Genomic DNA, 23,793 nt, shown 5'->3' on the forward strand with positions numbered 1-23,793 from the left:
TGTCCCGTAATCCCTGGTGGATCAGCGTGCGGCGTCAGACGCGGTGCATCGCAAGGCGGAGGGACGCCCGAATACTGGGTGTATTCGGGCGTTCCGACAACGCGGCGAGGTGCAGTGGCTGACGCCGCACGCCCGCCAGGGATTACGGGACAGCCCTTAGCATGATCGTTATGGACATCTCCATTCACACGAGCTTTCTTCCGCACGACAACCCGGAAGAGTCCCTGGTCTTCTACCGCGACGTCCTCGGCTTCGAGGTACGCGGCGATGTCGGCCAGGGCAAGATGCGCTGGATCACGGTCGGTCCCGCCGGCCAGCCCAGCACCTCCATCCTGCTGGCACCGCCCGCAGCCGACCCGGGAGTCACCGAGGACGAGCGCCGCACCATCGCCGAGATGATGGCCAAGGGCACATACGGCTGGATCCTGCTGGCCACCAGCGACCTCGACGGCACCTTCGAGCAGTTGCGGGCCGCCGACGCCGAGGTCGTCCAGGAACCGACCGAGCAGCCGTACGGCATCCGCGACTGCGCCTTCCGCGATCCCGCGGGCAACCTGGTGCGCATCCAGGAAGTGCGCTGAGCCGTCCGGCGGCGGCCCGGACCGAACCGATCAGGAATCGAGAAGCACCGGTCGCCGGGCCGTAACTAGCGTGAGGGACATGGCAACCATCGAAACCGTGACCCTTGAAGTGGCCGACCCCGCGGCCGCCGACCGCTTCCACGCCACCGCCTTCGGCCTGGACACCACGATCCGCCTGCGCGCCTCGGAGGCCCCCACCACCGGCTTCCGAGGATTCACGCTCGCACTCACGGTGTCCCAGCCGGCCGACGTGAACGGCTTCATCGGCGCCGCACTCGACGCGGGCGCCACGTCGCTGAAGCCTGCCGCGAAGTCCCTCTGGGGCTACGGCGGAGTCGTACAGGCCCCGGACGGGACGATCTGGAAGATCGCGACCTCGGCGAAGAAGGACACCGGCCCCGCCACCCGGAAGATCGACGAGATCGTGCTCCTGCTGGGAGTCGCGGACGTGATCGCGAGCAAGCGGTTCTACGTCGGCCGGGGCCTCGCCGTGGCGAAGAGCTTCAGCCGTGTCTACGTCGAGTTCGCGGCCGGGGAGAGTCCCGTCACCGGCGAGAGTCCCGTAAAGCTGGCGCTGTACCGGCGCCGCGCCCTGGCCAAGGACCTCGGCGTCTCTCCCGAGGGCACCGGAACGCACGGGCTCCTGATCGGCGGCGACGCCGGCCCGTTCACCGACCCGGACGGGTTCGCATGGGAGGCCGCCTCGCTGGCCGGTTCGTCCGGTCACCACCGAGCGTGACTTCGCGTGCCGGGACCTGCCCGCCGCGCCCCTCGCGTGGAAGGATGAGCCCCCATGCGGTCGCGACTCCCGTTCGGGGACGGATTACGGGCAGAGCTGGGCGCTCCCGGGCGCTCCCGGCGTCTGGAAAGCAGCCCGCGCTCACGTGTGTGGCGCGTGAAGCTGGCCGGGGGACCGGTGGTGGTGAAACAGATCGTCGGCGGTACCGACGCCGAGGAGCGGTACGCCCGCGAGCTGACCGCATTGCGGCTCGCCGCCCGGTCCGACGAACCCCTGGTGCCCGCCCTGCTGGGCACCGATCCGGGCGAGCGGGTGATGGTCCTGGAGCAGCTGGACCACCGGCGCCCGTCCGGCGACTGGATCGTCGGCTACGCCTCGGCGCTGGCGCGGCTGCATGCCGTCGCCCGCCCCGAGGACGCCGGATCACTTCCCCGCTGGCAGGGTCCGGACGGAGCCGACGTCGAGTCCTTCCTCGGGCTGGCCGAGGCGCTCGGGGTCCCCGTCGCGACTGTCGCGCCCGGTGTGTCCGGCGAGCTCGACGAGCTCGTGCACCGGCTCGGCCGGGCCCCGGGGCATGCCCTTCTGCATGGGGATCCGTGCCCCGGCAACGATCTGCACACCGCCGACGGGGTCAGGTTCATCGACCTGGAACAGGCCTCGTTGGGCAGCGGACTGATGGAGCTCGCCTACCTGCGCATCGGCTTTCCGACATGCTGGTGCGTCACCGAGGCCCCCGTCCCGCTGCTGGACCGGGCCGAGACCGCCTACCGCACGGCATGGCACACCGCGACCGGCACGGAACTCCACGACGACGGCCTCGCCGACGCGTGCGCGGGCTGGCTGCTGCGGGGCGACGCACTGGTCGAGAGGGCCCACCGGGGAACAACCGACCACCTGGCCCGGATTCCGGACCGGAACTGGAAGTGGGGCAACGTGACCGCCCGGCAGCGCCTCGTCCACCGGCTCGGAGTCGTCGGCCGGCTGACCGCCGACCGCGCCGACCTGTCCGGCATGAGCAGGCTCAGCACTGACATGCGGCGCCGCATGCTCGCCCGCTGGCCCAGGCTCCGGCCGGTCCCGTCGAAGCGCCGGTAGACGACTTCTGCCGATGTGGCCTACACAGCCGTCATCGGCAGCCGGGGCGCTGTGAGCGTCAGGAGCATACTGAGTATGCTCGCGAAATGAAGATCATGGTGTCGGGCCTCGTGAGCCTTGTGGCAGGGGCCGGGTTCGGTGCGGCCGTCTCGCTCGCCAACGCGCTCTCCTCGCCGTACACAACACTCGGCGCCCCACTGACGGGCACTGTCTGGGGCAGTGCTGCCAAGGTGCTCAGCGTCCTGGTGGGGCTCGGCTGGGCGTGGGCCGCGCTGGCCGTGGTAATGGGGTGGCAGGCGAGGACATGGACGCGAGGTGCCGTGGCCGGGGCGGTTGCGCTGGTCGCGGCCACGGCGGCGTACTACCCGATGGACGCGGCGATACGGGATGAACCACTCGCCCTGTACTGGCCGGAGATGCTCATGTGGTGGACGGCGAGCGTGCTGTTCGGCTCCGTCCTGGGCGTGGTGGGCGCTGCCATCGAGCGCCCCGGCGTGACCGGTCTGCTCGCCGGGCTGACGGTGCCCGTGGGCGGCGCCGCGCAGATGATCATGCTCCCGCCCCGGCCGGGCCTCGCCTTCGCGCGGGAAACCGTTCTGGCCGAGGTCCTCATCTGGACGGCCCTGGTGATCGGCGCCGGCTGGGCCGTCCACCGCTTCCGGGCCGCCAGGAGCACGAGGGCCGACGGGCGGCCCGTCGGACGCGCGGGCGCGCCGGACCGGGCCAATGCGCCTGGGGCGGTTCAGCGCCGGTGGTGACCGGCTTGGGCCTCGGCGGTGGGCTTCAGGTCGCCCGGGCCACCCTTCGAGGCCCTCGCGGAGGATCTCGGTCGCGGTGGGGACGTCCGCCTCGACCTGTTTTCCGGCGCGGGTCTCTTCGGTGCGTACGAGGACGCCGCCATCGGCTTTGGTGAACTGCCATACGTGGACGCCGTCGATACGTAGTCCCTCACTGGTCGCGGGGCCGGTCCAGCGGATGCAGGAGTCGCGTTTGAGCTGCTCGACGGTCGAGGTAGCCCCGGCACAGGACGACACGGGCAGGGACCCGGACGGCTGTCCGGGCCCCTGCCGTACGCGGAACGTCGCTCAGTCGCCGGTGTTGGTGGCCCAGACGGGCCGGTTCGCGCTGTCGTAGACGACGACGTTGCCGTCGTCCTGGACTGCGAGGTACCGGCCCTTGTGCCAGGTGCCGGCGGCCCAGAGCGGATCGCCGGACCGGTTGTAGACGACGAGGTTGCCGTCCTCCTGCATGACCAGGCGGTCGGCGTTGGGGTAGACGCCGGGGGCCTGCCAGACGGGGCGGCCGTCCTTGTAGACGACGACGTTGCCGTCGCTCTGGACACGCAGGATGGTACGGCCGTTGCCGGAGGTCCAGGCCTGGTTCCTGAAGAGGGTGGCGGGCGGGTAGAAGTGGGCGTCGCTCCGCACCGCGTGGGTCTGCGTGCTCCGGACGGCATGGCCGGTTCCCGCGGCATCAGCGGCGGGAACGGCGGCCAGGACGGGCAGGGCTGCGAGGGCGAGCGCGGGAAGTCCGCGCCGCACGAGGTTCTTGATCACAACCCCGGTTTTAGGCAGTCCGCAGGGGCCCGCGCCAGCCCTGCGGCCAGGAACCCACCCGGACGGCCCAGCGACTTCATTGCTGAAACGACACTGCTTATGCCGGACACGCGGCGCCCGTACTTGTCGAGCCGGGACAATGGATCCCATGAACGCATCGCCCACGCTGTCCGCCACTGAGATCACCACGGATCGCCTCCGGCTGCGAAAGGCGCACGACGCCGACATCGACGGCCTCATCGAGCTCCAGACCGATCCACAGCTCCGTGCGCACCTCGGTGGCCCGCGGCCCCGTGGCGTCGTCGAGCAGTACTTCGACGCGCACGGCATCGGTGCCATCGCGGGCAGGCCCGGTACCTACGTCATCGCCGACAAGGAAACCGACCGGTTCATCGGGACACTCGCGCTGGACCGCCGCTCCGCCGACCTTCCCGGACACGTCACCGAGGAAGGCGGGGAGCTGGAGCTGAGCTATCTGCTCCGGCGCGGAAGCTGGGGCGCGGGGCTGGCATTCGAGGCCGCCACGGCCGTGTTGCGCGCCGCCGCCGGTGAACTGCCCGACCAGCCGGTCCTGGTGGTGACCCAGACGGCCAACGAGCGTTCCCTCAGGCTCGCCACCCGTCTCGGCTTCCAGCACAAGGCAACCTTCGAGGCGCATGACGCGGAGCAGACCCTCGCCGCGGTCGACCTGCACTTGTTCAAGGCCCGGTCTCCGCTTTCCGGCCCACGCTGAAGCAGGAGCGGGAGCAGGGTCGTCAGTACGACACGGGTCCGCGGATGATCGGGCAGGGCATGCAGTGGCCACCGCCCCGGCCGCGGCCCGGTTCGGAGAGAGCAGGAGCCGGGCGCGGGCGAGGACGCGCACGCCGACGGCGGTGGGCGCGACGGTGCGGCTGGTGCGGTGCAGCAGCCGCACCCCGACGACCTTCTCCAGGGCGAGCAGGTTGCGGGAGACAGCGGCCTGGGAGATTCGGAGTGCTACGCCCGTTCCACGCGCGCCGATTGAGCAGGGGGCGCTGCCAGGACCTCCGTAAGGAACCCCTGGAGTACCTGCCGCAGGACGTCGGGCTGCTCCAGATGGACATCGTGTCCCGTCCCCGGGATGCTCACGGCGACCGTATGCGGCCGTTTCCGGAACATGCCGTCGGCCTCCTGAGGCGTGATGATTCCGGACTGGCCGAGGACGGTCAGGGTCGGACATGTGACGCCTGCCCATTCGTCCCAGTAGGAACGCCGGGCGTTCTCGGCCAGGGAGCCGACCATCACATCGCGGTCGAAGCGCTGCCACCATCCACCGTCGCGTTCTTCGAGCCCGGACGCCCAGCCCTCGCCGACCGGTCCGCCGCCGAGGAACCGTACGGCTGCCTGCCTCGTGGGAAAGGGCGTGGGCCAGGTGTCGAGCCATCTGCCGATCCCGGCGGGAACCTCCGGCCCCGCCCCGCCCGGCCCGGCCTCGACGAGTACGAGCGCGCGGATCAGGCCGGGGTGCGCGGCAGCGGTGAGCATGGCGGTGTGACCACCGAGCGACTGACCCATCAGAACCGGCTGCTGGAGGGCCAGTTGATCGATGACCGCGACGGCATCCGCTACGTAGGCCGCGCGGGAAACGTCGCTCGGACGGCGTTCGCTGGCGCCGTGGCCTCGCTGGTCGACGGCGATGACCCGGTACCGAGGACTCAGGCCGCGGGCCACGACGTCCCATTCGCCCGCGTGGCCGGCCAGACCGTGCAGAAGGACGAGAGGGTGTCCGGTTCCGCCCCAGTCGCGGCAGGAGATGCGGACACCCTCGCGTACGACGGTGCGCTCGGACCAGTTCATGTGGCTTCCTCCGGTTCGCGGACGGTCGGGCCGGGCACTCCGTCGGATCAGCGGTGGGCGGCGAGGAAGGCGCGGACGCCGGCGGCGGCGTAGTGGTCGAGGTCCGCCTCGGTGTGCTGGGCACTGCCGTGGAACATGGCCTTGTTCACGGGGACCCACAGCAACAGACCGGCGAAGTGATGGGCCGCCAGCATCGTGTCGTCGGTCCGGAGCAGACCCTCGTCGGCGAGATGCCGGAAGGTTTCCGACAGGGTGACCAGAACCCTTTCGAAGCCCTGCTCGTACCAGGCGGCACCCAGCTCGGGGAAGGTATCGGCGTTGGCGATGATCAGACGTCGCAGCTGAAGGACCTGGGGCCGGGTGAGGGCGGCCAGGAACTGGCGGGCGAGCCGGGTCAGGTTCTCTTCCAGGGCATCGGCGTCCGCGGGGACGGCGGCCACCAGGTCGATCATGCCGTCGATGCGATCGGTGGTGGCCAGGACGATCTCGGAGAAAAGCTTCTCCTTGTCCGCGAAGTGCTTGTAGACCGTCTGCTTGGACACCGCGGCCAGTTTCGCGATGTCGTCCATGCTCGTTCCCGAGTAGCCCTTGCCCAGAAACACCGTGGTCGCGGCCTCCAGGATCGCCTGGTGCTTGCGTGCTGAACGGTTGTCCATCGCCAACAACTCCCTTCCTGCCTCGGTTCGCCCCCACCGAAGAGTACTGGACTGTTCAGTACTCATGTCGGTACTGTACCGTCTAGTTCCGAAGCGCCGGGGATTCCTTCCTGGTGCGTGTGCACTGCGTATGAATGGGATTGGGGATCTCGCATGGACAAGGTGTTCTCGTCCGACGGCACGGCCATCGCCTATGAGCAGCAGGGCTCGGGCCCCGCGGTGGTGCTCGTCGGCGGTGCCTTCATGACCCGTGGCGACTCCGCCGCACTCGCCGGCCTGCTGGCCGAGCGGTTCACCGTGATCACGTACGACCGCCGGGGCCGCGGCGACAGCGGGGACAACGCGGCGTACGACGTGCAGCGCGAGGTCGAGGACCTGGACGCGCTGATCGAGCGCGTGGGCGGCGAGGCGATGGTCTTCGGCTTGTCCTCCGGCGCTGTTCTGGCGCTGGAGGCCGTGGCCCGGGGCACCGCCGTCTCCCGCCTGGCCCTGTACGAACCGCCGTTCATCGTCGACACCACCCGTCCTCCGCTGCCCGCCGACTACGTGGACCACCTGAAGGCGCTCGTGGCCCGGGAGGCATTCGGCGATGCTGTCGCCTACTTCATGACCGCGGCCGTCGGCATGCCCGCCGAGGCCGTCGCAGGGATGCGGCAAGCCCCCTTCTGGGCCGGGATGGAGGCCACCGCCCGTACCCTGCCGTACGACGGTCAGGTCATGGGCGACACCATGTCAGGCCGCCCGCTGCCCGCCGACCGCTGGCAGTCCGTGAAGGTCCCCGTCCTCGTCGGCAGCGGCGATGCCGACGAGCACATGCTGAAGGGGGCGCGGGAACTCGCCGCACTGGCGGACAACTTCACCCTGCACACCTTTGCCGGCCAGGACCACAACATCGACCCGAATTCCCTCGCTCCTGTCCTGGAGGGTTTCTTCGCCGCCGGGCAGAAGGCCTGAGCAAGGCCCCGCCGGCCCGGCGGGTGACCGTACGGCTTTTACGACCACCACGTACGCACACAGGACAGACAACGACATGACCGCCCCGGTGAACGGCCCCGCCAGCTACTTCCCCTCGATCGAGAAGAAGTACGGCCGCCCGGTCGAGGATTGGAAGAACCTCATCCGCACATCGCCGCTGACCAAGCACATGGAGCTCGTCGCTGGCTCAAGACCGAGCACGGCCTGGGCCACGGCCATGCCAACGCCCTCGTCGCACACACCCTGGCCGAGGCGAAGTCCGGCGCTGAGTGACGGTCCGTGCACACTGCCGGTCGCGCGGTCGAGTCCGGGAGTCGTTGTGCGGGTATGGATCTCTTATGAAATGGACGTCACCGCACCCCGGTTCGCGTTCACGCGGACGGTGGCGGACGGTGGCGAACCGTACGTAAAGGTCCGCGACGTCCCGTACACCCCGGGCTGAAGGGAAACGAATGGCTGGTCCTCTGTCCGCCTCCGCTGTGCTCAAGGCGTTGCGCGCCGAGGGCGTGCGCGTGGTCGAGGTAGGCAACTGGCCTACCCACAACCGCAATTCGAAGGGCCCATGGGGCCCGGTCAACGGCAGCATCGTGCACCACACCGTTACCAAGGGCACCGCGGCGACGGTCCGGATGGTCCGCGACGGCTACGCGGACCTGCCCGGCCCGCTGTGCCACGGGATGATCGCGAAGGACGGCCGGGTGCACATGGTCGGCTGGGGCCGCGCGAATCATGCCGGTGGCGGCGACCCCAAGGTGCTGGAGCAGGTCATAGCGGAGTCGTACGGCACCCGGCCGACTCCGCCGACCCGCGGCAACAGCAACGGGGTCGACGGCAACGCGCGGTTCTACGGGTGGGAGTGCGAGAACCTCGGCGACGGCAAGGACCCCTGGCCCAAGGCCCAGTACGACGCGATCGTCCGCGTCCAGGCCGCCCTGTGCCGGGCGCACAAATGGTCGGCGAAGTCCGTGATAGGCCACCTGGAATGGTCGAACGACAAGGTCGACCCCCGCGGCTTCACCATGCCCGAGCTCCGCGCCGATGTCTCCGAGCGGCTCAAGCACCCCGCGAGCTGGAACCCCGGCTCGGATCAGGAGGAGGACCCCATGGCAGGCATCACCAAGCGCGACATCTTCGACGCCGTGTGGAAGACCGACGCGATCGGCGGCCCGGCGGACGCGGCGGACCACTCGACGAATCCGACGTGGCAGCCGCAGTCCATCCTGAAGGACATGCAGGCCCGCATCCGGTCCATGGACAGGCGGATGGCCGCCCAGACCGCCGCGATCACCGCGCTCGCCGGTCAGGTCGGCACGGGCGCCGACACACGGACCGTCGTCGCCGCGGTCGAGGCCGCGATCGAACGGGCCGTCATCGAAACCGACACCGACACCGAAACCGGGGACGCCTAGGGTCTTTCGTTTGGATCAGGCCGAACCCCGCGAGCCCGGCATGATCCAAACGAGAGGCTTAAGGGCTTGCAGGGAATCAAGGTGTTGCTTCCCTGCAAGCCCTTAGGCTCCCGCCGGTCGGTTTCCCGTCGCGGCGCCGGGCGGGGCGCTCACGGGCAGCAGCTGGGGACGCTTCGCGGTGCGACCGGCGCCGGAGGACCGGCCGCGAAGGCGGCGTCCGAGCCAGGGGCCGAGGAACGCGGCCGCCCAGCGCAGTTCGGCAGCTGCGGCCTGACGGCCCGTGAGGACTCTCCGCGGCGGGAGGGGGAGAGCCCAGGCGTCGTCGCTGCCGGGCAGCTGGATCGCCTCGGCGATGGCTGAGGCGATCCGCTCGTGGCCCAGGGGACTGGCGTGGAGCCGGTCCGCGCTCCACAGCCGGGGATCGGTGGCGACGGCCGCCCGGCCGGTTTCGGCAACCGCGACCCCGTGCCGGGCGGCCGCGGCACGGATGCGGGTGTTGAGGTCGAACACGCGTGACCTGATCGGCCGGGCGAGCGGCACGATCTTCCCCACGTCGGGGAAGGTGAGCGTCACCACATGGGCTCCGGCTGCGGTGAGCGCGGCGAACATCTCCTCCATGTGCCCGGCCACCGCCGCGGCGTCGAACCGTGGCCGGAGCAGATCGTTGACCCCGGAGACAACGGTGGCCAGGTCGGGGCGCAGAGCCAGGGCGGGCTCCAGCTGTTCGGCGCGGACCTGATCGGCGACACGGCCGCGTACGGCAAGGTTGGCGTACCGAAGGCCCGGGGCGACGGCCGCGAGGTGCTCGGCGAGCCGGTCGGCGAAGCCCCGCAGTCCGACGATGTCGTCACCGTCGCCGAGCCCTTCGGTCTGGCTGTCGCCCAGGGCGACGTAGCGCAGGTACTCACCGTTCGGCATGCGCCGACTGCCTTTCCTGGAGGACGGCCGCGATCCGCCGGCACCAGTCACGGTGCTCCTGCTCGAAGGCCAGCCCGCGCAGACAGGTCAGATACGGCCCGATCCGCTCGCCCCGGAGGAGGAACTCCGCCTCGTCCGCGTCGCCGCGCAACTGCCGCAGGACCTTGCCGAGAAGCTCGATCTTGGCCTCGGCCGCGGAGGCCCGCTCCTGGAGCTGCTCGATCACCGAATCCGTGCCGATGCGGTCGGCGACCTGGACCTTGACGAGCAGATCGTCGCGGATGAACGAGGGCTTCGACACGGCTGCGGCGAACTTCTCCAGCTCGGCGCGACCGGCGTCGGTGACCTGGAACAGACGTTTGTTGGGCCGGGTCTCCTGGACCACCTGCCGCCCCGCGACCAGTCCTTCCTTCTCCAGCTTGGCCAGCTCCACGTACAGCTGCTGCGGCAGGGCGTGCCAGAAGTTCGCGACGCCGATGTCGAACGCCTTCGCCAGCTGGTACCCGCTGTACTCACCGTCCAGCAGCGCCGCCAGCACGGCATGTCGCAAGGCCATCGAAGCGCCCCTTCCTTTTCCTCGTCCGCCGCTGCATCATACTCAAGAAAATGATTAGTCATATTCTTGAGTATTTCTGAGCATCAGGAGGAGCCATGGAGGCTGCGAAGACCACCGAACGTTTCCGTGCGGCGGTGGAGAAGAGGGAACTGGCCGCGCTGAGCGACCTGTTCACCGAGGACATCCGCCTCTACAGCCCCGTGAAGTTCACCCCCTTCGAGGGCCGGCGCATGGTGCTGGGGCTCTTCGGCGTACTGCTGCGCACCTTCGAGGACTTCCGCTACGTCGGACACTTCGAGGGCTCGGCCGAGACGAGTGCCGACGGCGAAGAGGCCCCGTCGACGGTCCTGGTCTTCCGGGCCACCGTGAACGGCAAGCAGATCCACGGCATCGACCTGCTCCAGTTCGACGCGGCGGGCCGGATCAAGGAGTTCACCGTGATGGTCCGCCCCCAGTCCGCCGTGCACGCCCTGGGGCAGGCGGTACTCGACGGGCTGGTCTCCGACGGCCTCGCCCCCGCGGCCGAGGACAGGCCGTAGGGGCTGCCCGGCGCCGAACCCGGATGCGCGCGGACGGTCGATGCTGGACACTTCCTGCATGCCGCTTGTCGAAGCTTTGCCCGGAGTGTCCATCGAGTACGAGACCTTCGGCGACCCCGCTGATCCGGCCGTGCTGCTCGTTACGGGTTTCAGCGCCCAGATGATCGCTTGGCACGAGGACTTCTGCCGCGCGCTCGCCGAACGTGGACGCTACGTGATCCGGTACGACAACCGAGACTGCGGCTTGTCCACCACATTCGACGAACATCCCGTCGACATGGGCCGGTTCATCGAAGCCGTGAGCTCGGGAGACATCTCGTCCGCCCGAGCGATGGCGCCCTACACGCTGCAGGACATGGCCGACGACGGCCTCGGCCTGCTCACCGCGCTCGGCATCGAGCGGGCCCACGTGATCGGGTCCTCGATGGGCGGCATGATCGCCCAGACGATGGCCGTCAGCCGGCCGGAGCGACTGCTGACCCTGACGTCGATGATGTCCTCGACCGGCGAGCCCGACTACGGACGGTCCAGCCCCGAGGCCCAGGCGGTGGTCTCCAGCCCGAAACCATCGGATCGCGAGGGGTACATCGCGGCGGCGGAGAAGGACCTGGTGTGGGCCTCCAAGCGGTACGGCACCCCGGCGCCCCTGCGTGAGCTGGCTGCCCGGAGCTACGACCGCGCCCACTACCCGACCGGAGCCGGGCGGCAACTCGCGGCCATGATCCTCAGCGGCCCACGCACCGACGCGCTGCGCGAGCTCCGAGTGCCGACCCTGGTGATCCACGGTCTGGACGACACGCTGATCGACCCCAGCGGGGGCAGGCGCACCGCCGAGCTGGTGCCTGGCGCGAAGCTCCTGCTGCTCGCCGACATGGGGCACGACCGGCCTCGCGAACTCTGGCCCGAGATCATCGACGCCCTGGAGACCCACACCCGTTGAGCGGACGTGCTCAGACCGTGAACCAGCGCTCGACCGCCGCCCGCAGCGCGGCCAGTTCGGCCGGGTCCGGGACGGGTGAGCCGCTGGCCCAGGCCACGTATCCGTCGGGGCGGATCAGCAGGGCGGACAGACCGGCCGGGCCGCCACCCCGTGCGACGACGGGATCGACGGCGTTCTGGTCCTTCGCCAGTACGGCCACCGCCGACCGGTCCTCGGTCAGGTCGATCAGCAACGGCCGGGCGCTCCGGGCGAGTTCGGCGAGCCGGACCTTCTCCGTCCCGGTGATCAGCTCCAGCTCCGGTGCGAAGTGGCCGACCGCGGGGTGGGGATCGGCGATGCCCATCTCGTAGCGCACATCGGTGCCCGCGGTGAGGTCGGCAAGGCGCTGGACGACCTCCTTGCCGGTGAGCAGCTCGGTGAAGAGTTCGCGCAGGGCCGTGGTGTCGCTCCCCGGGGCGGTGAGCGCGGACTGCGCCTCGGAGTTGAGCACCATGCGGCGGGCGGCCAGGCGGCGCTCGGTGTCGTAGCTGTCGAGCAGGCCGGGCGGAGCGGTGTCGCGCAGCGCGGCGGCAAGCTTCCAGCCGAGGTTGGCGGCGTCCCGCAGGCCCAGGTTCAGCCCGGGGCCGCCGCCGGAGGCGTACACGTGGGCGGCGTCGCCGACGAGGAAGACCCGGCGGTCGCGGAACCGGTCGGCGACCCGGGTGTTGCCGCCGGCCAGCCGCCGCAGCACATGGGGGCCCGTGCCGTCCGGCGGGCCGAGCGGCAGGCCGACGCCGAGGACCCGGCGGACACTCGCCTCCATCTCGGCCAGGGTCATCGGCTCGTCCGTCGCGGGCTGGTCCCACTCGGTGGTGCTGACCAGCGGCGGCTGCCCGGGGAACGGCGCGTAGGAGAAGCCGCCCCGGTCGGTGCGGTGGGGCAGGAAGGGCAGGACCGGCCCGTGGCCGGGAACGGTCAGGGCGCCGTTGCCCGGATCGACCCAGTCGGCCGGGACGACGGCGTGGGCGGTGCGGTTGGTCCGGCGGTCGTGGCTGACGCCGGGGAACCCGATCCCGGAGAGCTTGCGGATCACGCTGTGCGCGCCGTCCGCGCCGACCACGTAGCGGGCGCGGAGCTGCCGGTCGCCGTCGGGGCCGGTGACGTCGAGGGTGACGGCGTCCTCGTCCTGGACGACGGCACCGACCCGGTGCCCGCGCCGCAGATCGACGCCGAGCGAGCGGGCGCGCTCCTCCAGGACCTGGACGATGCGGTGCTGCGGGGCGGCCAGGCCGAATACCGGACTGGCGTCCAGCAGGCCGAGATCCAGGCCCATGGCGGCGAACATGAAGTAGGCGGTGTTCGGCTGCGGGGGCTCCGGGCTGCCGCTGAGCGGCTCGTACAGGCCGCGGTGGTCGGCCAGGCGCACCACCTGGCCGAGCAGGCCGTTGGCCTTGGGCTCGGTGCTGGGCTCCGGAAGCTGCTCAAGCACGATCGGGCTGATGCCCGCCAGGCTCAGCTCGCAGGCCAGCATCAGCCCGTTCGGGCCGCCTCCCACGATGATCACGTCGGCTGTCACGGTCGTGCCTCCTCGGTACGGGAAAAGGGAAGGTGAGGGGAAGGGAAGGGGGGAGGTAAGGGGCGGGTTCGGGCATGCGGCGGCTGCCGCTCCTCGTTGCGGAAGTGGAGAGGGCGGCGCCGGGTACGCGGTGGGTGGTTACCGCTCTCCGCCCGGGACCGGCAGGCCGGCGGCGAGCTGCTCGAAGACCTGGGCCAGGACCGCGCCGAGCGGCGCGGGTTCGTCGGCGCGCAGGCTGTGCTCGACGGCCGTCGCGCTGCCGGCCGCCACCACGGACGCGACCAGCTTCGGGTAGACGTCACGTTCGGCGTCGGTGCCGGTGCGCTGTGCGACGGCCTCGGCCAGCGCCTGCTGGGCGGCGGCGTTGGCCTTGACGATCTCACCGGCCAGCGCGGGTTCGCCCAGCATCAGCCGCACGCCCTCGCGCCACCGCTCGCTCTGCGGTGCGTTGGGGGACGCGGGGGTCTCCGACGGTACGAACCGGCCGACGACGGCGTGGAGCAGCGAGTCCCAGAGCGGTTCGCCGGCCGGGCGTGCCAGCAGGTCCTCGGCGACCTGGAGCATCCTATCCAGGTGGCTGGCGGCGATCGCCTCGGCCTTGCCGGCGAAGTAGTTGCGGAAGGTGCGGACGGAGACGTTGGCCTCGGCCGCGATCTGATCGACCGTCACATCGGCCCAGCCGTGCAGCACGCAGAGCCGGATCGCTGTCTGGCTCAGGGCGAGCCGGGTCTCCCGCTTCTTGCGCTCGCGGAGTCCGGGCTGCCCGCTCGTGCGGGCCTCGTCTGCAGGTGTCATGTGAGCAGCGTAGGGCAAATCTTGCCGCCACGGCAAGATTGCAAGAATAGAAAGTTTGCCAATATGGAAATATCTTTCGAGGTGGTCCGCCCGGGGCGGTGATAGTGCCGCCGTGACAGGGCCGGGGGCCGGTGCGGTGGCTGACGTCCCGCTTCCGGCCTCCGGCGCTGCTCGGGCTCAGCGGATGGAGAGGCCGTACTCGCCCGTGCGGGCCTGTTCACGCACTTCCATTCGGACCAACCCTCGCGCTGGTACTGCTGACCGGCGTCGACACACCGGGACTTGCTCGCGTACATGCCGATGCGCGTCCAGTCCGCCGCCCGGGCGGACGGTGCGCGCGGGACGATGACGGCCATTGCCGCGACGCCCGGGGGCAGCAGTGCTCAACGCTTGCGCATTCAGGAATTCCTTCTATAAGCGAGTTGATGAAGCAGTGGGAGGCGGCGCCGACTCGGCCGAAGCCGTGAACGTCGGGGCCCGCGTCGCTGGAGCAGGCATCGGGGCGGCTCCGGCCGACCAGCTGCCATCGCCCTGGACAGTCCGCCGGCGGCTGCCGTCGACGACGGCTGGGACGTGCTCCAGCGCGTGGTGGTGCCGGCCCACGACCCGCTGGTCGATCACGGTCCCCGCATAGGAGCCGCGTAGTCCCTCGCAAGGAATCCGTCGTCCCATGAGGGGCCGTGGGGTTCTCCGCAGTGAGCTCCCCGGAGGCGAAGGAGGGTGAGATGGACAGTCCGGAGAGCTCCGGGATCGCGCTGAGCGTCGAGCGGGGGCAGGCCACCGACGAGGAACTGGCCGCGCTCACCGTGGTGTTGCTCGCGTTGCGGGCCGATCGCGCGGAGCCGCCGCAGCGGCAGTCCGTCGCCGGGTCGCGGTGGTGGCGGCACGCGGACCGGTACGACGCCCCGCTCAGCTGGCAGTGAGGGGGACGCCATGACGACGATTGTCGATCCCTCCGCTTCTGTCGATGCCATGGGCGCCCCGGCCGACGTCCGGGGTCGTGTCGTGGAACTGCACGCCCTGCGTGAGCTGGCCCGCAGCGGGCCGAGCGAGAAGGCGACCGAGGCACAGCACGCCAAGGGCAAGCTGACCGCGCACGAGCGGCTGGCGCTCCTCTTCGACGAGGGCACCTTCTGCGAGGTCGAGCAGTTGCGGCGGCACCGGGCCACCGGCTTCGGGCTGGAGGACAAGAGGCCGTACACCGACGGCGTCATCACCGGCTGGGGGCTCGTGGACGGCCGGACCGTCTTCGCCTTCGCCCACGACTTCCGGATCTTCGGCGGTGCGCTGGGCGAGGCCCACGCCACGAAGATCCACAAGATCATGGACATGGCCATCTCGGCGGGTGCGCCGCTGGTTTCGCTGAACGACGGCGCCGGCGCCCGTATCCAGGAGGGTGTCAGCGCGCTCGCGGGTTACGGCGGGATCTTCCAGCGCAACACCCGGGCCTCGGGTGCGATTCCGCAGATCAGTGTGATGCTCGGCCCGTGCGCGGGCGGTGCGGCGTACAGCCCGGCGCTGACGGACTTCGTGTTCATGGTCCGCGAGACCTCGCAGATGTTCATCACCGGACCGGACGTCGTGAAGGCGGTCACCGGTGAGGAGATCACCCAGAACGGGCTCGGCGGCGCGGACGTGCACGCCGAGACCTCGGGCGTCGCGCACTTCGCGTACGACGACGAGGAGACCTGCATCGCCGAGGTCCGCTACCTGATCGGGATGCTGCCCTCCAACAACCGGCAGGACCCGCCGGTCCAGCCCACCCGCGACCCCGCCGACCGGCGCAACGACGGTCTCCTCGATCTCGTGCCCCTCGACGGCAACCGGCCGTACGACATGCGCCAGGTCATCGAGGAGCTCGTCGACGACGGTGACTACCTGGAGGTCCACGAGCGCTGGGCCCGCAACATCATCTGCGCCATGGCGCGGCTCGACGGACAGGTCGTCGGCATCGTCGCCAACCAGCCCCAGTCGCTGGCCGGGGTGCTGGACATCGGGGCGTCCGAGAAGGCCGCACGCTTCGTGCAGATGTGCGACGCCTTCAACATCCCCATCATCACTCTGCTGGACGTACCCGGCTTTCTGCCCGGCGTCGACCAGGAGCACGGCGGGATCATCCGGCACGGTGCCAAGCTGCTGTACGCGTACTGCAACGCGACCGTGCCCCGGATCTCGCTCATTCTGCGCAAGGCATACGGCGGTGCGTACATCGTGATGGACAGCCAGTCCATCGGTGCGGACCTGACGTACGCCTGGCCGACCAACGAGATCGCGGTGATGGGCGCCGAAGGTGCCGCCAACGTCATCTTCCGCCGGCAGATCGCCGCCGCCGAGGACCCGGAGGCGATGCGCGCCCGCATGGTCGAGGAGTACAAGGCCGAGCTCATGCACCCGTACTACGCCGCCGAGCGCGGGCTCGTGGACAACGTCATCGACCCGGCCGAAACCCGGGAGGTGCTCGTCAAGTCCCTGGCGATGCTCCGCAACAAGCACGCCGACCTGCCGTCCCGTAAGCACGGGAACCCGCCGCAGTAGACGCAAGCGCCGGAACGTGCGGGAGACGGGATCCCGCCGAGCCCTGGCGACCCCGGTCCGGCCCCGGTTCCGGCCCTGGTCCCGCCGGTGGTCCCACCCGTGGCGGGTCCGATCGTCGCCGATCGGACCCGTACGGATGTGACCGCATATGACAGGTAACCGGTCCCCGGCGGTATGTCCGCGCCCGGCACCGGAAATCGGTCATCGAGAGTTCGTCCCCGATCACCCGTTTCGAACTCCTGGACGGGTAATGTGATCCCGGAATTCCTCGGGGTGGGGGAAACGGGAGGCCCGGTGGGGGAACGGTTCTTATTCAAAATCCTTGGCCCACTCATGGTGACGTCGGGCGAGCGAAAGGTGGTCATCGGCGGGGCACGTCAACGGACCACACTCGCTCTGCTGTTGCTCAATCCCGGTCGAACCGTGCCGGTGGACACTCTGGTGCACGAAGTGTGGAACGGGAACCCGCCCGCCACCGCCCGTACCCAGATCGCCATCGTCATCGCCGCGCTCCGCAAGACGTTCAAGGCGCAGGGCGCGGCCGACGACACCATCGTGACCACGCATCCGGGGTACCTCCTCGACGCCGAGAGCCACTGCATCGACTCGGTGGAGTTCACCGCTCTCGTCGCGCAGGCGGAGACCGACGTGCGGGAGCAGCGCCTGGAGGACGCGGCGGGCCGGTACCGGCGCGCCCTCGACCTGTGGCGCGGGCCCGCGCTCGCCGGGGTGTCCGGGCTGCTCGTCGAGGAGGAGGCCGGCCGACTCGGTGAGTACCGGCTCAACGCCTACGACGACGCCACCGCCGTCCAGCTGGCGTTGGGGCGCCACTACGAGCTGCTGCCCGAGCTCGGCGGGGTCGTGCAGGAGAACCCGCTGCGCGAACGGACCAGGTACCACCAGATGCTCGCCCAGTACCGGGCGGGCCGGCGCGCCGAGGCCATGGAGTCCTACCGGGAGGCGCGCGAGCAGTTCATCGAGGAGCTCGGGCTCGAACCGGGCCCGGACCTCCAGGAACTGCACGACCTGATCCTGCGCGACGACCCCTCGTTGACCCCGGCCGACGGACCGGTCTCCGTCGCAGCCGAGGCCGCGGTGCCAGAGGTCGTCGTGGTCCCCTCCGAACTTCCGCCGGACGTACCGGGGTTCACCGGCCGCGAGAGCGAACTCGCGGCCCTGGACGCGCTGATGATCGAGTCCGGGGCCGCGCTCCAGACGCCCACCGTCGGCCTGATCACCGGTGTCGCCGGGGTCGGCAAGTCCGGTCTCGCCCTGCGCTGGGCGCACCGGGTCGCCGACGGCTTCCCCGACGGGCGGCTCTTCGCCGACCTGCGCGGCTACGACGAACAGCACGAGCCCGCATCCGTCGCCGACGTCCTCGGCCGCTTCCTGCGCTCGCTCGGCGTGCCGGGGCAGCAGATCCCGGAGGCGCTGGAGGAGCGGATCGCGCTCTACCGCAGCCTGCTCACCGAACGCCGCGCGCTGATCGTCCTGGACAATGTGCGCACCCACGCCCAGGTCGCCCCGCTGCTGCCGGGCAGCGGCGCCAGCTGTGTGGTCGTCACCAGCCGCGACCAGCTGGAGCAGCTGGTGACCTGGCCGCAGGAGGCCCGCGTCCACCTGGGCGTCCTGCCGCCAGGCGCGGCCGTCGAACTCGTCGCCAAGATCGCCGGCGAGGAACGGATCGCCGCCTGCGCGGACGCGAACCGGCTGGTCGAGCTCTGCGACCGGCTGCCGCTCGCCCTGCGCATCGCCGCCGCCCGCCTCGCGTCCAAGCCGCACTGGACGGTACGGCACCTGGTGACCAGGCTCAGCGACGAGCGGCGCAGGCTCGACGAGCTGAGCCAGGGGGATTCCCGGGTACGGGCCGGGTTCGAGCTCAGCTACCGCTACCTTTCCCCCCACGCGGCCCGCCTCTACCGGCGCCTCGGCCTCGCCGACGTACCGGACTTCACCTCGTGGGTGGCCGCCGCGCTGCTCGATGTCGACGTGATCGACGCGGAGCTGCTCCTGGAGGACCTGGTGGACACCCAGTTCCTGGAGGTCGTCGGCGTCGACGCGACCGGGCGGCTGCGCTACCGCTTCCAGAACCTGCTGCGTCTGTACGCGGGGGAGCGCGCCCGGGACGAGGAGTCGGACGAGGCCTGGCGGGAGGCCTGCCGCCGGGTCTTCCGCACCGCCCTGACCATTGCCCGCGAGGCCCACCGCCGGGAGAGCGGCGGGGAGTTCAGCATCGTGCACAGCGGCACCGAGCCGGCCACCATCGACACGGACCTGCTGGAGGAGCTGCTCTCGGACCCGCTGGCCTGGTTCGAGGCGGAGCGGCTCTGCCTGGTCGGCATGGTCGAGCAGGCGGCCCGGATGGGCATGGCCGATCTCGCCTGGGACCTCACGGGGTCCGCGTCCGTGCTCTTCGAGACGCGCAGCTACGTGGAGAACTGGGAGAGCTGCGCGGAGCACGCCCTGGACGCGGCCCGCGCCGCCGACGACCGCCTGGGCCAGGCGGTCATGCTGCACCACACCGGGGCCGCCGCGCTGATGCGGCAGAGCATGGACGAGGCGAAGGCGCGCTCCGAGGAGGCGCTTGAGCTGTACGGAGACCTGGACGAACGGCTGGGCCGCGCCCTGGTCCTGCGCAACCTCGCGGTCGTCCACCGCCTCCAGGGCGACCCCGACGCGGCGGCGGACCGGCTGCGCGGGGCCCTGCCCATCTTCCGCGAGGCCGGCGACCTCTCGTCGGAGTCGTCCGTCCTCCAGAACATGGCCCAGCTGGAGCTGGACCGGGGCAACTACGAGGCCAGCCTCGGCCACGCCCGGGACGCGGTACGGGTCGCGGAGTCCATGGACCCCGGCGCCTCGCGCAGCCTCGCCCAGTGCCTGTACCGGCTGGGCAGCGCGCAGCTGCTGTCCGGGCGGGCGGAGGAGGCCGAGGAGTCGTACCTGCGGGTGGAGGAGCTGTCCCGGGCGAAGGCCGACACCCATGGCCTCGCGCACGCCCTGTACGGACTCGGCCAGGCCCGGGTGGCGCTCGGCGCGCTCGAATCGGCCGAGACCGCGTACGTCCAGGGCCGCAAGGTCGCCCGCGAGCTCGGCAGCCCCGTTGTTGAGGGATCGATCCGGCTGAAACTCGGCGTACTCCTGCGGGAGCTGGGCCGCGAGGAGGAGGCCCGCGCCGAACTCCTGGGCGCCAAGGAGCTGTTCACCCGGAGAGGGGCCACGCACTGGCAGGAGGAGGTGGCCCGGGAGCTCAGCGGATCCCCGGATGTCTCCGCAGAGGTCCCGCCGGCAGTCGCCCCGGAGGTGGGCATCGGCGAATAGGAAGAAAGGGGCCGGCCATTTTTCCAGGGCCGGCCCCGGGTGGTGGGACAGGGCCCGCTTTGCGGAAGGGCTTAATCCGGCGATATCACGCCGATAAGGCCGATGGCTAGCGTCATCACAGAAATTCGGTTTCCCGAGAGCTGTGGAGTCTGTGATGCCGCCTACCCCCGGGGTGCCCTCGTTCGCCGTGATTCCCGGCGCGCAGGTGCACCGAGTCCTCGACGGCCGGCACGAGGAAGTTGTCCGGCTGATCGAGTCGGCCTACCGCGTGCACGGTGGCGGTGACACGGTCAACCCGCCCTCCTATTTCCTGCGCTTCCCCGACCGTCCCACCTCACGCATCATCGCGCTGCCCGCCTCCCTCGGCGGCGCCGCACCCGTCGACGGCATCAAATGGATCTCCAGCTTCCCCGAGAACGTGGCGGCCGGGATTCCCCGGGCCTCCGCCGTGCTCATCCTCAACGACCCGGCCACCGGCTACCCGCTGGCCTGTCTGGAGAGCTCCATCATCAGCGCGGCCCGCACCGCCGCCTCGGCGGCGCTCGCCGCGGACCGGCTCACCGAGGGGCGTGACCGGCCGCGCCGGATCGGCTTCTTCGGCACCGGCCTGATCGCCCGGTTCATCCACCAGTACCTCGTGGGCACCGGCTGGAGCTTCGAGGAGACCGGGGTGCACGACCTGTCGGAGGAGCACGCCCGGGGCTTCGCCGAACACCTGGAGCGCGAGGGCGACAACGGCACGGTCACCCTGCACACCGGCCCCGAAGAGCTGATCCGCTCCAGCGACGTCGTCGTCTTCGCGACCGTCGCCGGAGCCCCGCACGTCACCGACCCGGCGTGGTTCACCCACAACCCGCTGGTCCTGCACGTGTCGCTGCGCGACCTGTCGCCCGAGGTGATCCTCGCGGCCACCAACGTCGTCGACGACATCGACCACTGCCTCAAGGCCGACACCTCCCCGCATCTCGCCGAACAGCTCAGCGGTAACCGGGAGTTCATCGACGGCACCCTGTACGACGTACTCACCGGCGACCTGAAGATCCCCGACGACCGGCCCGTCGTCTTCTCACCCTTCGGGCTCGGCGTCCTGGACCTCGCGGTCGGCGGACACATCTACGAAACCCTGCGCGCCGACGGCCAACTCGCCGTCGTGGACGACTTCTTCCACGAGATGCGCCGATACGGCTGAGATGAGACGACCGTGACCACTCTGCTCGACAGCCCGCCCCGGCCCGCAGGGCCCGGCCCGGGTTCCATCACCGTACGTGTGGAGGAGACCGCCCTCGCCCCGCACGAACCGCTCGACCTTTACGCCGCGCTGCGCGAGCAGTCGGCGCACGACGTCTTCCTGCTGGAGAGCCGCGAAGGCCCCGGACAGTCTCCCGGAGCCACCGTCGTGGGCCACGGACTGCTCGCCGAGATCCGGGTGCACGCCGACCGGATCTCGGTCGACGGCGCCGAGGCCGTCGTCGCCGCGGCCCTCGCGGCCGCCGACGGACTCGGCCTAGCCCCCCGGCCCGGCAACGAACGCGGTCTCCTCCACGGCGACCAGCTCTGGCAACTGCTGCGCACCGTCCAGGACCTGTTCACCGTGGAGACCGGCCGGCCCCACGACAGCTACGCCTTCGGCTTCCTCGCCACCTTCGGCTACGGCTCCGCCTGGCACATGGAGACCCTGCCCGACCGGGGCGAGCGGGACCACGGCGAACCCGACATCGTGCTCGGCCTCTTCCGCGAGACCGTCTGGTACGGCCCCGAACCGGGCACCGTGCGCAGACTCACCGCGCACAGCGACGCCTTCCCCGACCCGGAACCCCTCGACCTGAGCGAGGAGACCGTCGCGGCGGTCGCCGCCGTCGGCCGGGTATCCGAGGTCCTGCCCGAGGCGCCGAAGCCGCACGCCGTACGGGACACCTGCGACGAGCAGACCTTCCTCGCGCGGGCCCGGCGCTGCCTGGAGCACATCGGCGTCGGCGACATCTACCAGATCCAGATCGGCCACCGCATCGACGTCGAATCCGACCTCGAACCCTTCGAGGTCTACCGGCGGCTGCGCGGCCGCAACCCGTCCCCGTACATGTACCTCGTCCCGCGCGACGGGCGCACCGTCATCGGCGCCAGCCCCGAAGTGCTCTTCCGTACCGAGGTCGGCAAGGTCGTCATGCGGCCCATCGCCGGGACCGCGCCGCGCAGCGGCGACCCCGGCATCGACGAGCCCCGGGTCGCCCGCCTCGTCGCCGACGAGAAGGAACGGGCCGAGCACGTCATGCTCGTCGACCTGTGCCGCAACGACATCGGCCGGGTCTGCCTGCCCGGCACGCTGGAGGCGCACGGGCTGATGACGGTGGAGACGTACTCGCACGTCTTCCATCTCGTCTCCACCGTCGAGGGCACCCTCGCCCCCGAGGACGACACCTGGTCCGTGCTGCGCGCCACCTTCCCGGCGGGCACCGTCACCGGCGCGCCCAAGATCCGCGCCATGGAGATCATCGAGGAGCTGGAGAGCGAGCCGCGCGGCATGTACGCGGGCGCCGTCGGCCTCGTCGACCTGCGTGGCTGGAGCCAACTCGCCCTGTGCATCCGCACGATCGTGCACGACGGCCGCAGCGGCACCTACTCCACCCAGAGCTGCGCGGGCATCGTCGCCGACTCGTCCCCCGGGGCCGAGTGGCGGGAGACCCTGCACAAGATGGGCGCGGCCTACTGGTCGCTGACCGGGGAGGAGCTGCTGCCGTGAAGGTCCTGCTCGTCGACGCGTACGACAGTTTCACCCACATCATCGACCAGTACCTGCGCACCCTGGGCGCCGACACCGACGTCGTCCGCTCGCACACCCGCACCCCGCAGCAGCTCGCCGGCACGAGGCCCGACGCGGTCGTCCTGGGCCCGGGGCCCGGCCACGCGGCCGACTCGGGCCACGTCGAGCTGGTGCGCACCTTCGCCGGGTCCGTACCGCTGCTCGGCATCTGCCTGGGCCACCAGGCGATCTGCCTGGCCTACGGAGGCCGGGTCACGGTCGCCGAGCGGCTCAAGCACGGCAAGACCAGCCTCGTGCGCCACGACGGCGCCGGGGTGTTCGAGGGGCTGGAACCGGTGATGACCGCCACGCGCTATCACTCGCTGATCGCCGACGAACCGCTGCCGCCCCCGCTGATCGCCACCGCGCACGCCCAGGACGACGGCTATGTGATGGGGCTGCGGCACCGCACGCTCGCCGTGGAAGGGGTGCAGTTCCACCCCGAGTCCATCACCACCGTCGGCGGCCTGCGGCTCCTGGACAACTTCCTGACGACCGCCGGACGGAAATTGAAATCGATCCCCTGAGACTGAGGGCTGTCCCGTGGGACACACCCTCCAGACGGCTGGAATATTCGCGTCCGAATGGCGCTGATCAGCGGTTATATCAAATATATTGCTGCGTCTGATGGGCGGAAGTCCCGGTGATAATGATTCGAAACAGGTCCTTCCTAATGTTCTGGATGTCGGAACGAACCGCAACAGTTCACAGGGGGAAAACGAATCATGAAGCTCAATGCGATCACCGGCAAGATCCAGCAGACCGTCGTCGTGACGCTCGCCGGTGCGGCGATATTCGCCACCGTGCAGACCGTCTCGGAGGCCGGCCGGGCGGACCGCGTCGGCTCCTACATCACCGCCGCCGCCACGCCGCTCGACGACCCGTGGCACCCGAGCCCCGTGGCCGTCCAGGCATCGGTGCTGGACGACCCGTGGCACCCGAGCCCCGTGGCCGTCCAGGCATCGGTGCTGGACGACCCGTGGCACCCGGCGCCGAGCGCCTGACCGAAGA

General features: G+C 70.6%; 23 protein-coding genes and 3 pseudogenes. 17 read left to right on the forward strand and 9 right to left on the reverse strand.

From position 1 onward, the window contains the following. The first annotated feature begins 170 nt into the window (after positions 1–170). From ACIRJP_RS19710 to ACIRJP_RS19725, 4 genes are all read left to right on the forward strand, one after another. Positions 171–581: a VOC family protein gene (locus ACIRJP_RS19710; RefSeq protein WP_404175482.1), complete on the forward strand. Its 411-nt coding sequence runs from the start codon at positions 171–173 to the stop codon at positions 579–581. A 79-nt stretch (positions 582–660) separates the two neighbouring features. After that, positions 661–1,320: a glyoxalase gene (locus ACIRJP_RS19715; protein ID WP_404175485.1), complete on the forward strand. Its 660-nt coding sequence runs from the start codon at positions 661–663 to the stop codon at positions 1,318–1,320. A gap of 54 nt (positions 1,321–1,374) precedes the next feature. After that, the gene (locus ACIRJP_RS19720; RefSeq protein WP_404175488.1) at positions 1,375–2,415 is read left to right on the forward strand and encodes an aminoglycoside phosphotransferase family protein; all 1,041 of its coding nucleotides are present in this window, start codon (positions 1,375–1,377) and stop codon (positions 2,413–2,415) included. 86 nt (positions 2,416–2,501) lie between these two features. Next, entirely contained in the window at positions 2,502–3,173 is a 672-nt protein-coding gene (locus tag ACIRJP_RS19725) for a hypothetical protein (protein ID WP_404175491.1), read from the forward strand. On the opposite strand, the pseudogene ACIRJP_RS19730 reads toward ACIRJP_RS19725, so the two are convergent. Beyond that, positions 3,158–3,428, reverse strand: a pseudogene (locus ACIRJP_RS19730) (polyketide cyclase /reductase); the annotation flags it as partial. The gene ACIRJP_RS19725 and the pseudogene ACIRJP_RS19730 sit on opposite strands and share 16 nt — an antisense overlap. Before the next feature lie 72 nt (positions 3,429–3,500). Then, on the reverse strand, positions 3,501–3,971 hold the full coding sequence (locus tag ACIRJP_RS19735; protein ID WP_404175494.1) for a hypothetical protein: 471 nt from the start codon (positions 3,969–3,971) through the stop codon (positions 3,501–3,503). A gap of 148 nt (positions 3,972–4,119) precedes the next feature. Between ACIRJP_RS19735 and ACIRJP_RS19740 the strand changes: the two genes are divergently transcribed. Beyond that, on the forward strand, positions 4,120–4,704 hold the full coding sequence (locus ACIRJP_RS19740) for a GNAT family N-acetyltransferase (protein ID WP_404175497.1): 585 nt from the start codon (positions 4,120–4,122) through the stop codon (positions 4,702–4,704). Positions 4,705–4,800: 96 nt separating this feature from the next. On the opposite strand, the pseudogene ACIRJP_RS19745 reads toward ACIRJP_RS19740, so the two are convergent. The 3 genes and pseudogenes from ACIRJP_RS19745 to ACIRJP_RS19755 form a co-directional block, all read right to left on the reverse strand. Next, positions 4,801–4,953, reverse strand: a pseudogene (locus tag ACIRJP_RS19745) (LysR family transcriptional regulator); the annotation flags it as partial. Beyond that, entirely contained in the window at positions 4,950–5,789 is an 840-nt protein-coding gene (locus ACIRJP_RS19750; RefSeq protein WP_404175500.1) for an alpha/beta fold hydrolase, read from the reverse strand. The gene ACIRJP_RS19750 and the pseudogene ACIRJP_RS19745, both read right to left, overlap by 4 nt. Positions 5,790–5,836: 47 nt before the next feature. Beyond that, on the reverse strand, positions 5,837–6,445 hold the full coding sequence (locus tag ACIRJP_RS19755; protein ID WP_404175503.1) for a TetR/AcrR family transcriptional regulator: 609 nt from the start codon (positions 6,443–6,445) through the stop codon (positions 5,837–5,839). A gap of 153 nt (positions 6,446–6,598) precedes the next feature. Between ACIRJP_RS19755 and ACIRJP_RS19760 the strand changes: the two genes are divergently transcribed. From ACIRJP_RS19760 to ACIRJP_RS19770, 3 genes and pseudogenes are all read left to right on the forward strand, one after another. Next, positions 6,599–7,399 carry an alpha/beta fold hydrolase gene (locus tag ACIRJP_RS19760; protein WP_404175506.1) on the forward strand — a complete coding sequence of 267 codons (801 nt, stop codon included), beginning with the start codon at positions 6,599–6,601 and terminating at the stop codon, positions 7,397–7,399. Positions 7,400–7,475: 76 nt separating this feature from the next. Then, positions 7,476–7,693: pseudogene (locus tag ACIRJP_RS19765) on the forward strand (DUF4287 domain-containing protein). A gap of 179 nt (positions 7,694–7,872) precedes the next feature. After that, positions 7,873–8,829 (forward strand): N-acetylmuramoyl-L-alanine amidase, encoded by a 957-nt coding sequence (locus ACIRJP_RS19770; RefSeq protein ID WP_404175509.1) that lies wholly within the window; start codon positions 7,873–7,875, stop codon positions 8,827–8,829. A gap of 102 nt (positions 8,830–8,931) precedes the next feature. Here the strand turns inward: ACIRJP_RS19770 and ACIRJP_RS19775 are convergent, their stop codons facing one another. Together ACIRJP_RS19775 and ACIRJP_RS19780 are read right to left on the reverse strand one after the other, a co-directional pair. Further along, positions 8,932–9,747, reverse strand: coding sequence for an SGNH/GDSL hydrolase family protein (locus ACIRJP_RS19775; RefSeq protein ID WP_404175512.1), 816 nt, complete (start codon positions 9,745–9,747; stop codon positions 8,932–8,934). Then, positions 9,734–10,303 (reverse strand): PadR family transcriptional regulator, encoded by a 570-nt coding sequence (locus ACIRJP_RS19780; protein ID WP_404175515.1) that lies wholly within the window; start codon positions 10,301–10,303, stop codon positions 9,734–9,736. The genes ACIRJP_RS19775 and ACIRJP_RS19780 overlap by 14 nt, the downstream gene beginning before the upstream one ends. Before the next feature lie 95 nt (positions 10,304–10,398). On the opposite strand from ACIRJP_RS19780, the gene ACIRJP_RS19785 reads away from it, so the two are divergent. Further along, a complete protein-coding gene (locus ACIRJP_RS19785) occupies positions 10,399–10,842 on the forward strand; it encodes a nuclear transport factor 2 family protein (protein ID WP_404175517.1) in 444 nt (147 codons plus the stop codon). A 58-nt stretch (positions 10,843–10,900) separates the two neighbouring features. Next, the gene (locus tag ACIRJP_RS19790; protein WP_404175520.1) at positions 10,901–11,782 is read left to right on the forward strand and encodes an alpha/beta fold hydrolase; all 882 of its coding nucleotides are present in this window, start codon (positions 10,901–10,903) and stop codon (positions 11,780–11,782) included. A 10-nt stretch (positions 11,783–11,792) separates the two neighbouring features. On the opposite strand, the gene ACIRJP_RS19795 is transcribed toward ACIRJP_RS19790, so the two are convergent. Next, positions 11,793–13,337: an FAD-dependent monooxygenase gene (locus ACIRJP_RS19795; RefSeq protein WP_404175523.1), complete on the reverse strand. Its 1,545-nt coding sequence runs from the start codon at positions 13,335–13,337 to the stop codon at positions 11,793–11,795. Positions 13,338–13,475: 138 nt separating this feature from the next. After that, a complete protein-coding gene (locus ACIRJP_RS19800) occupies positions 13,476–14,132 on the reverse strand; it encodes a TetR family transcriptional regulator (protein ID WP_404175526.1) in 657 nt (218 codons plus the stop codon). Between the two features lie 725 nt (positions 14,133–14,857). Between ACIRJP_RS19800 and ACIRJP_RS19805 the strand changes: the two genes are divergently transcribed. From ACIRJP_RS19805 to ACIRJP_RS19835, 7 genes are all read left to right on the forward strand, one after another. Continuing rightward, positions 14,858–15,055, forward strand: a complete 198-nt coding sequence (locus ACIRJP_RS19805) for an acyl-CoA carboxylase subunit epsilon (RefSeq protein WP_404175529.1) — start codon at positions 14,858–14,860, stop codon at positions 15,053–15,055. A 49-nt stretch (positions 15,056–15,104) separates the two neighbouring features. Further along, entirely contained in the window at positions 15,105–16,667 is a 1,563-nt protein-coding gene (locus ACIRJP_RS19810) for an acyl-CoA carboxylase subunit beta (RefSeq protein WP_404175833.1), read from the forward strand. A 333-nt stretch (positions 16,668–17,000) separates the two neighbouring features. Then, the gene (locus ACIRJP_RS19815; protein ID WP_404175532.1) at positions 17,001–19,985 is read left to right on the forward strand and encodes a BTAD domain-containing putative transcriptional regulator; all 2,985 of its coding nucleotides are present in this window, start codon (positions 17,001–17,003) and stop codon (positions 19,983–19,985) included. Positions 19,986–20,139: 154 nt separating this feature from the next. Beyond that, positions 20,140–21,174, forward strand: coding sequence for a 2,3-diaminopropionate biosynthesis protein SbnB (sbnB, locus tag ACIRJP_RS19820; protein ID WP_404175535.1), 1,035 nt, complete (start codon positions 20,140–20,142; stop codon positions 21,172–21,174). A gap of 12 nt (positions 21,175–21,186) precedes the next feature. Continuing rightward, the gene (locus ACIRJP_RS19825; protein ID WP_404175538.1) at positions 21,187–22,722 is read left to right on the forward strand and encodes an anthranilate synthase component I family protein; all 1,536 of its coding nucleotides are present in this window, start codon (positions 21,187–21,189) and stop codon (positions 22,720–22,722) included. Beyond that, a complete protein-coding gene (locus tag ACIRJP_RS19830) occupies positions 22,719–23,309 on the forward strand; it encodes an anthranilate synthase component II (RefSeq protein ID WP_404175541.1) in 591 nt (196 codons plus the stop codon). Before ACIRJP_RS19825 ends, ACIRJP_RS19830 begins: the two co-directional genes overlap by 4 nt. 198 nt (positions 23,310–23,507) lie before the next feature. Further along, positions 23,508–23,786 carry a hypothetical protein gene (locus tag ACIRJP_RS19835; RefSeq protein WP_404175544.1) on the forward strand — a complete coding sequence of 93 codons (279 nt, stop codon included), beginning with the start codon at positions 23,508–23,510 and terminating at the stop codon, positions 23,784–23,786. The last annotated feature ends 7 nt before the right edge of the window (positions 23,787–23,793 follow it).

It is taken from the genome of Streptomyces sp. NPDC102437, assembly GCF_044765565.1.
Classification (GTDB): Bacteria; Actinomycetota; Actinomycetes; order Streptomycetales; family Streptomycetaceae; genus Streptomyces.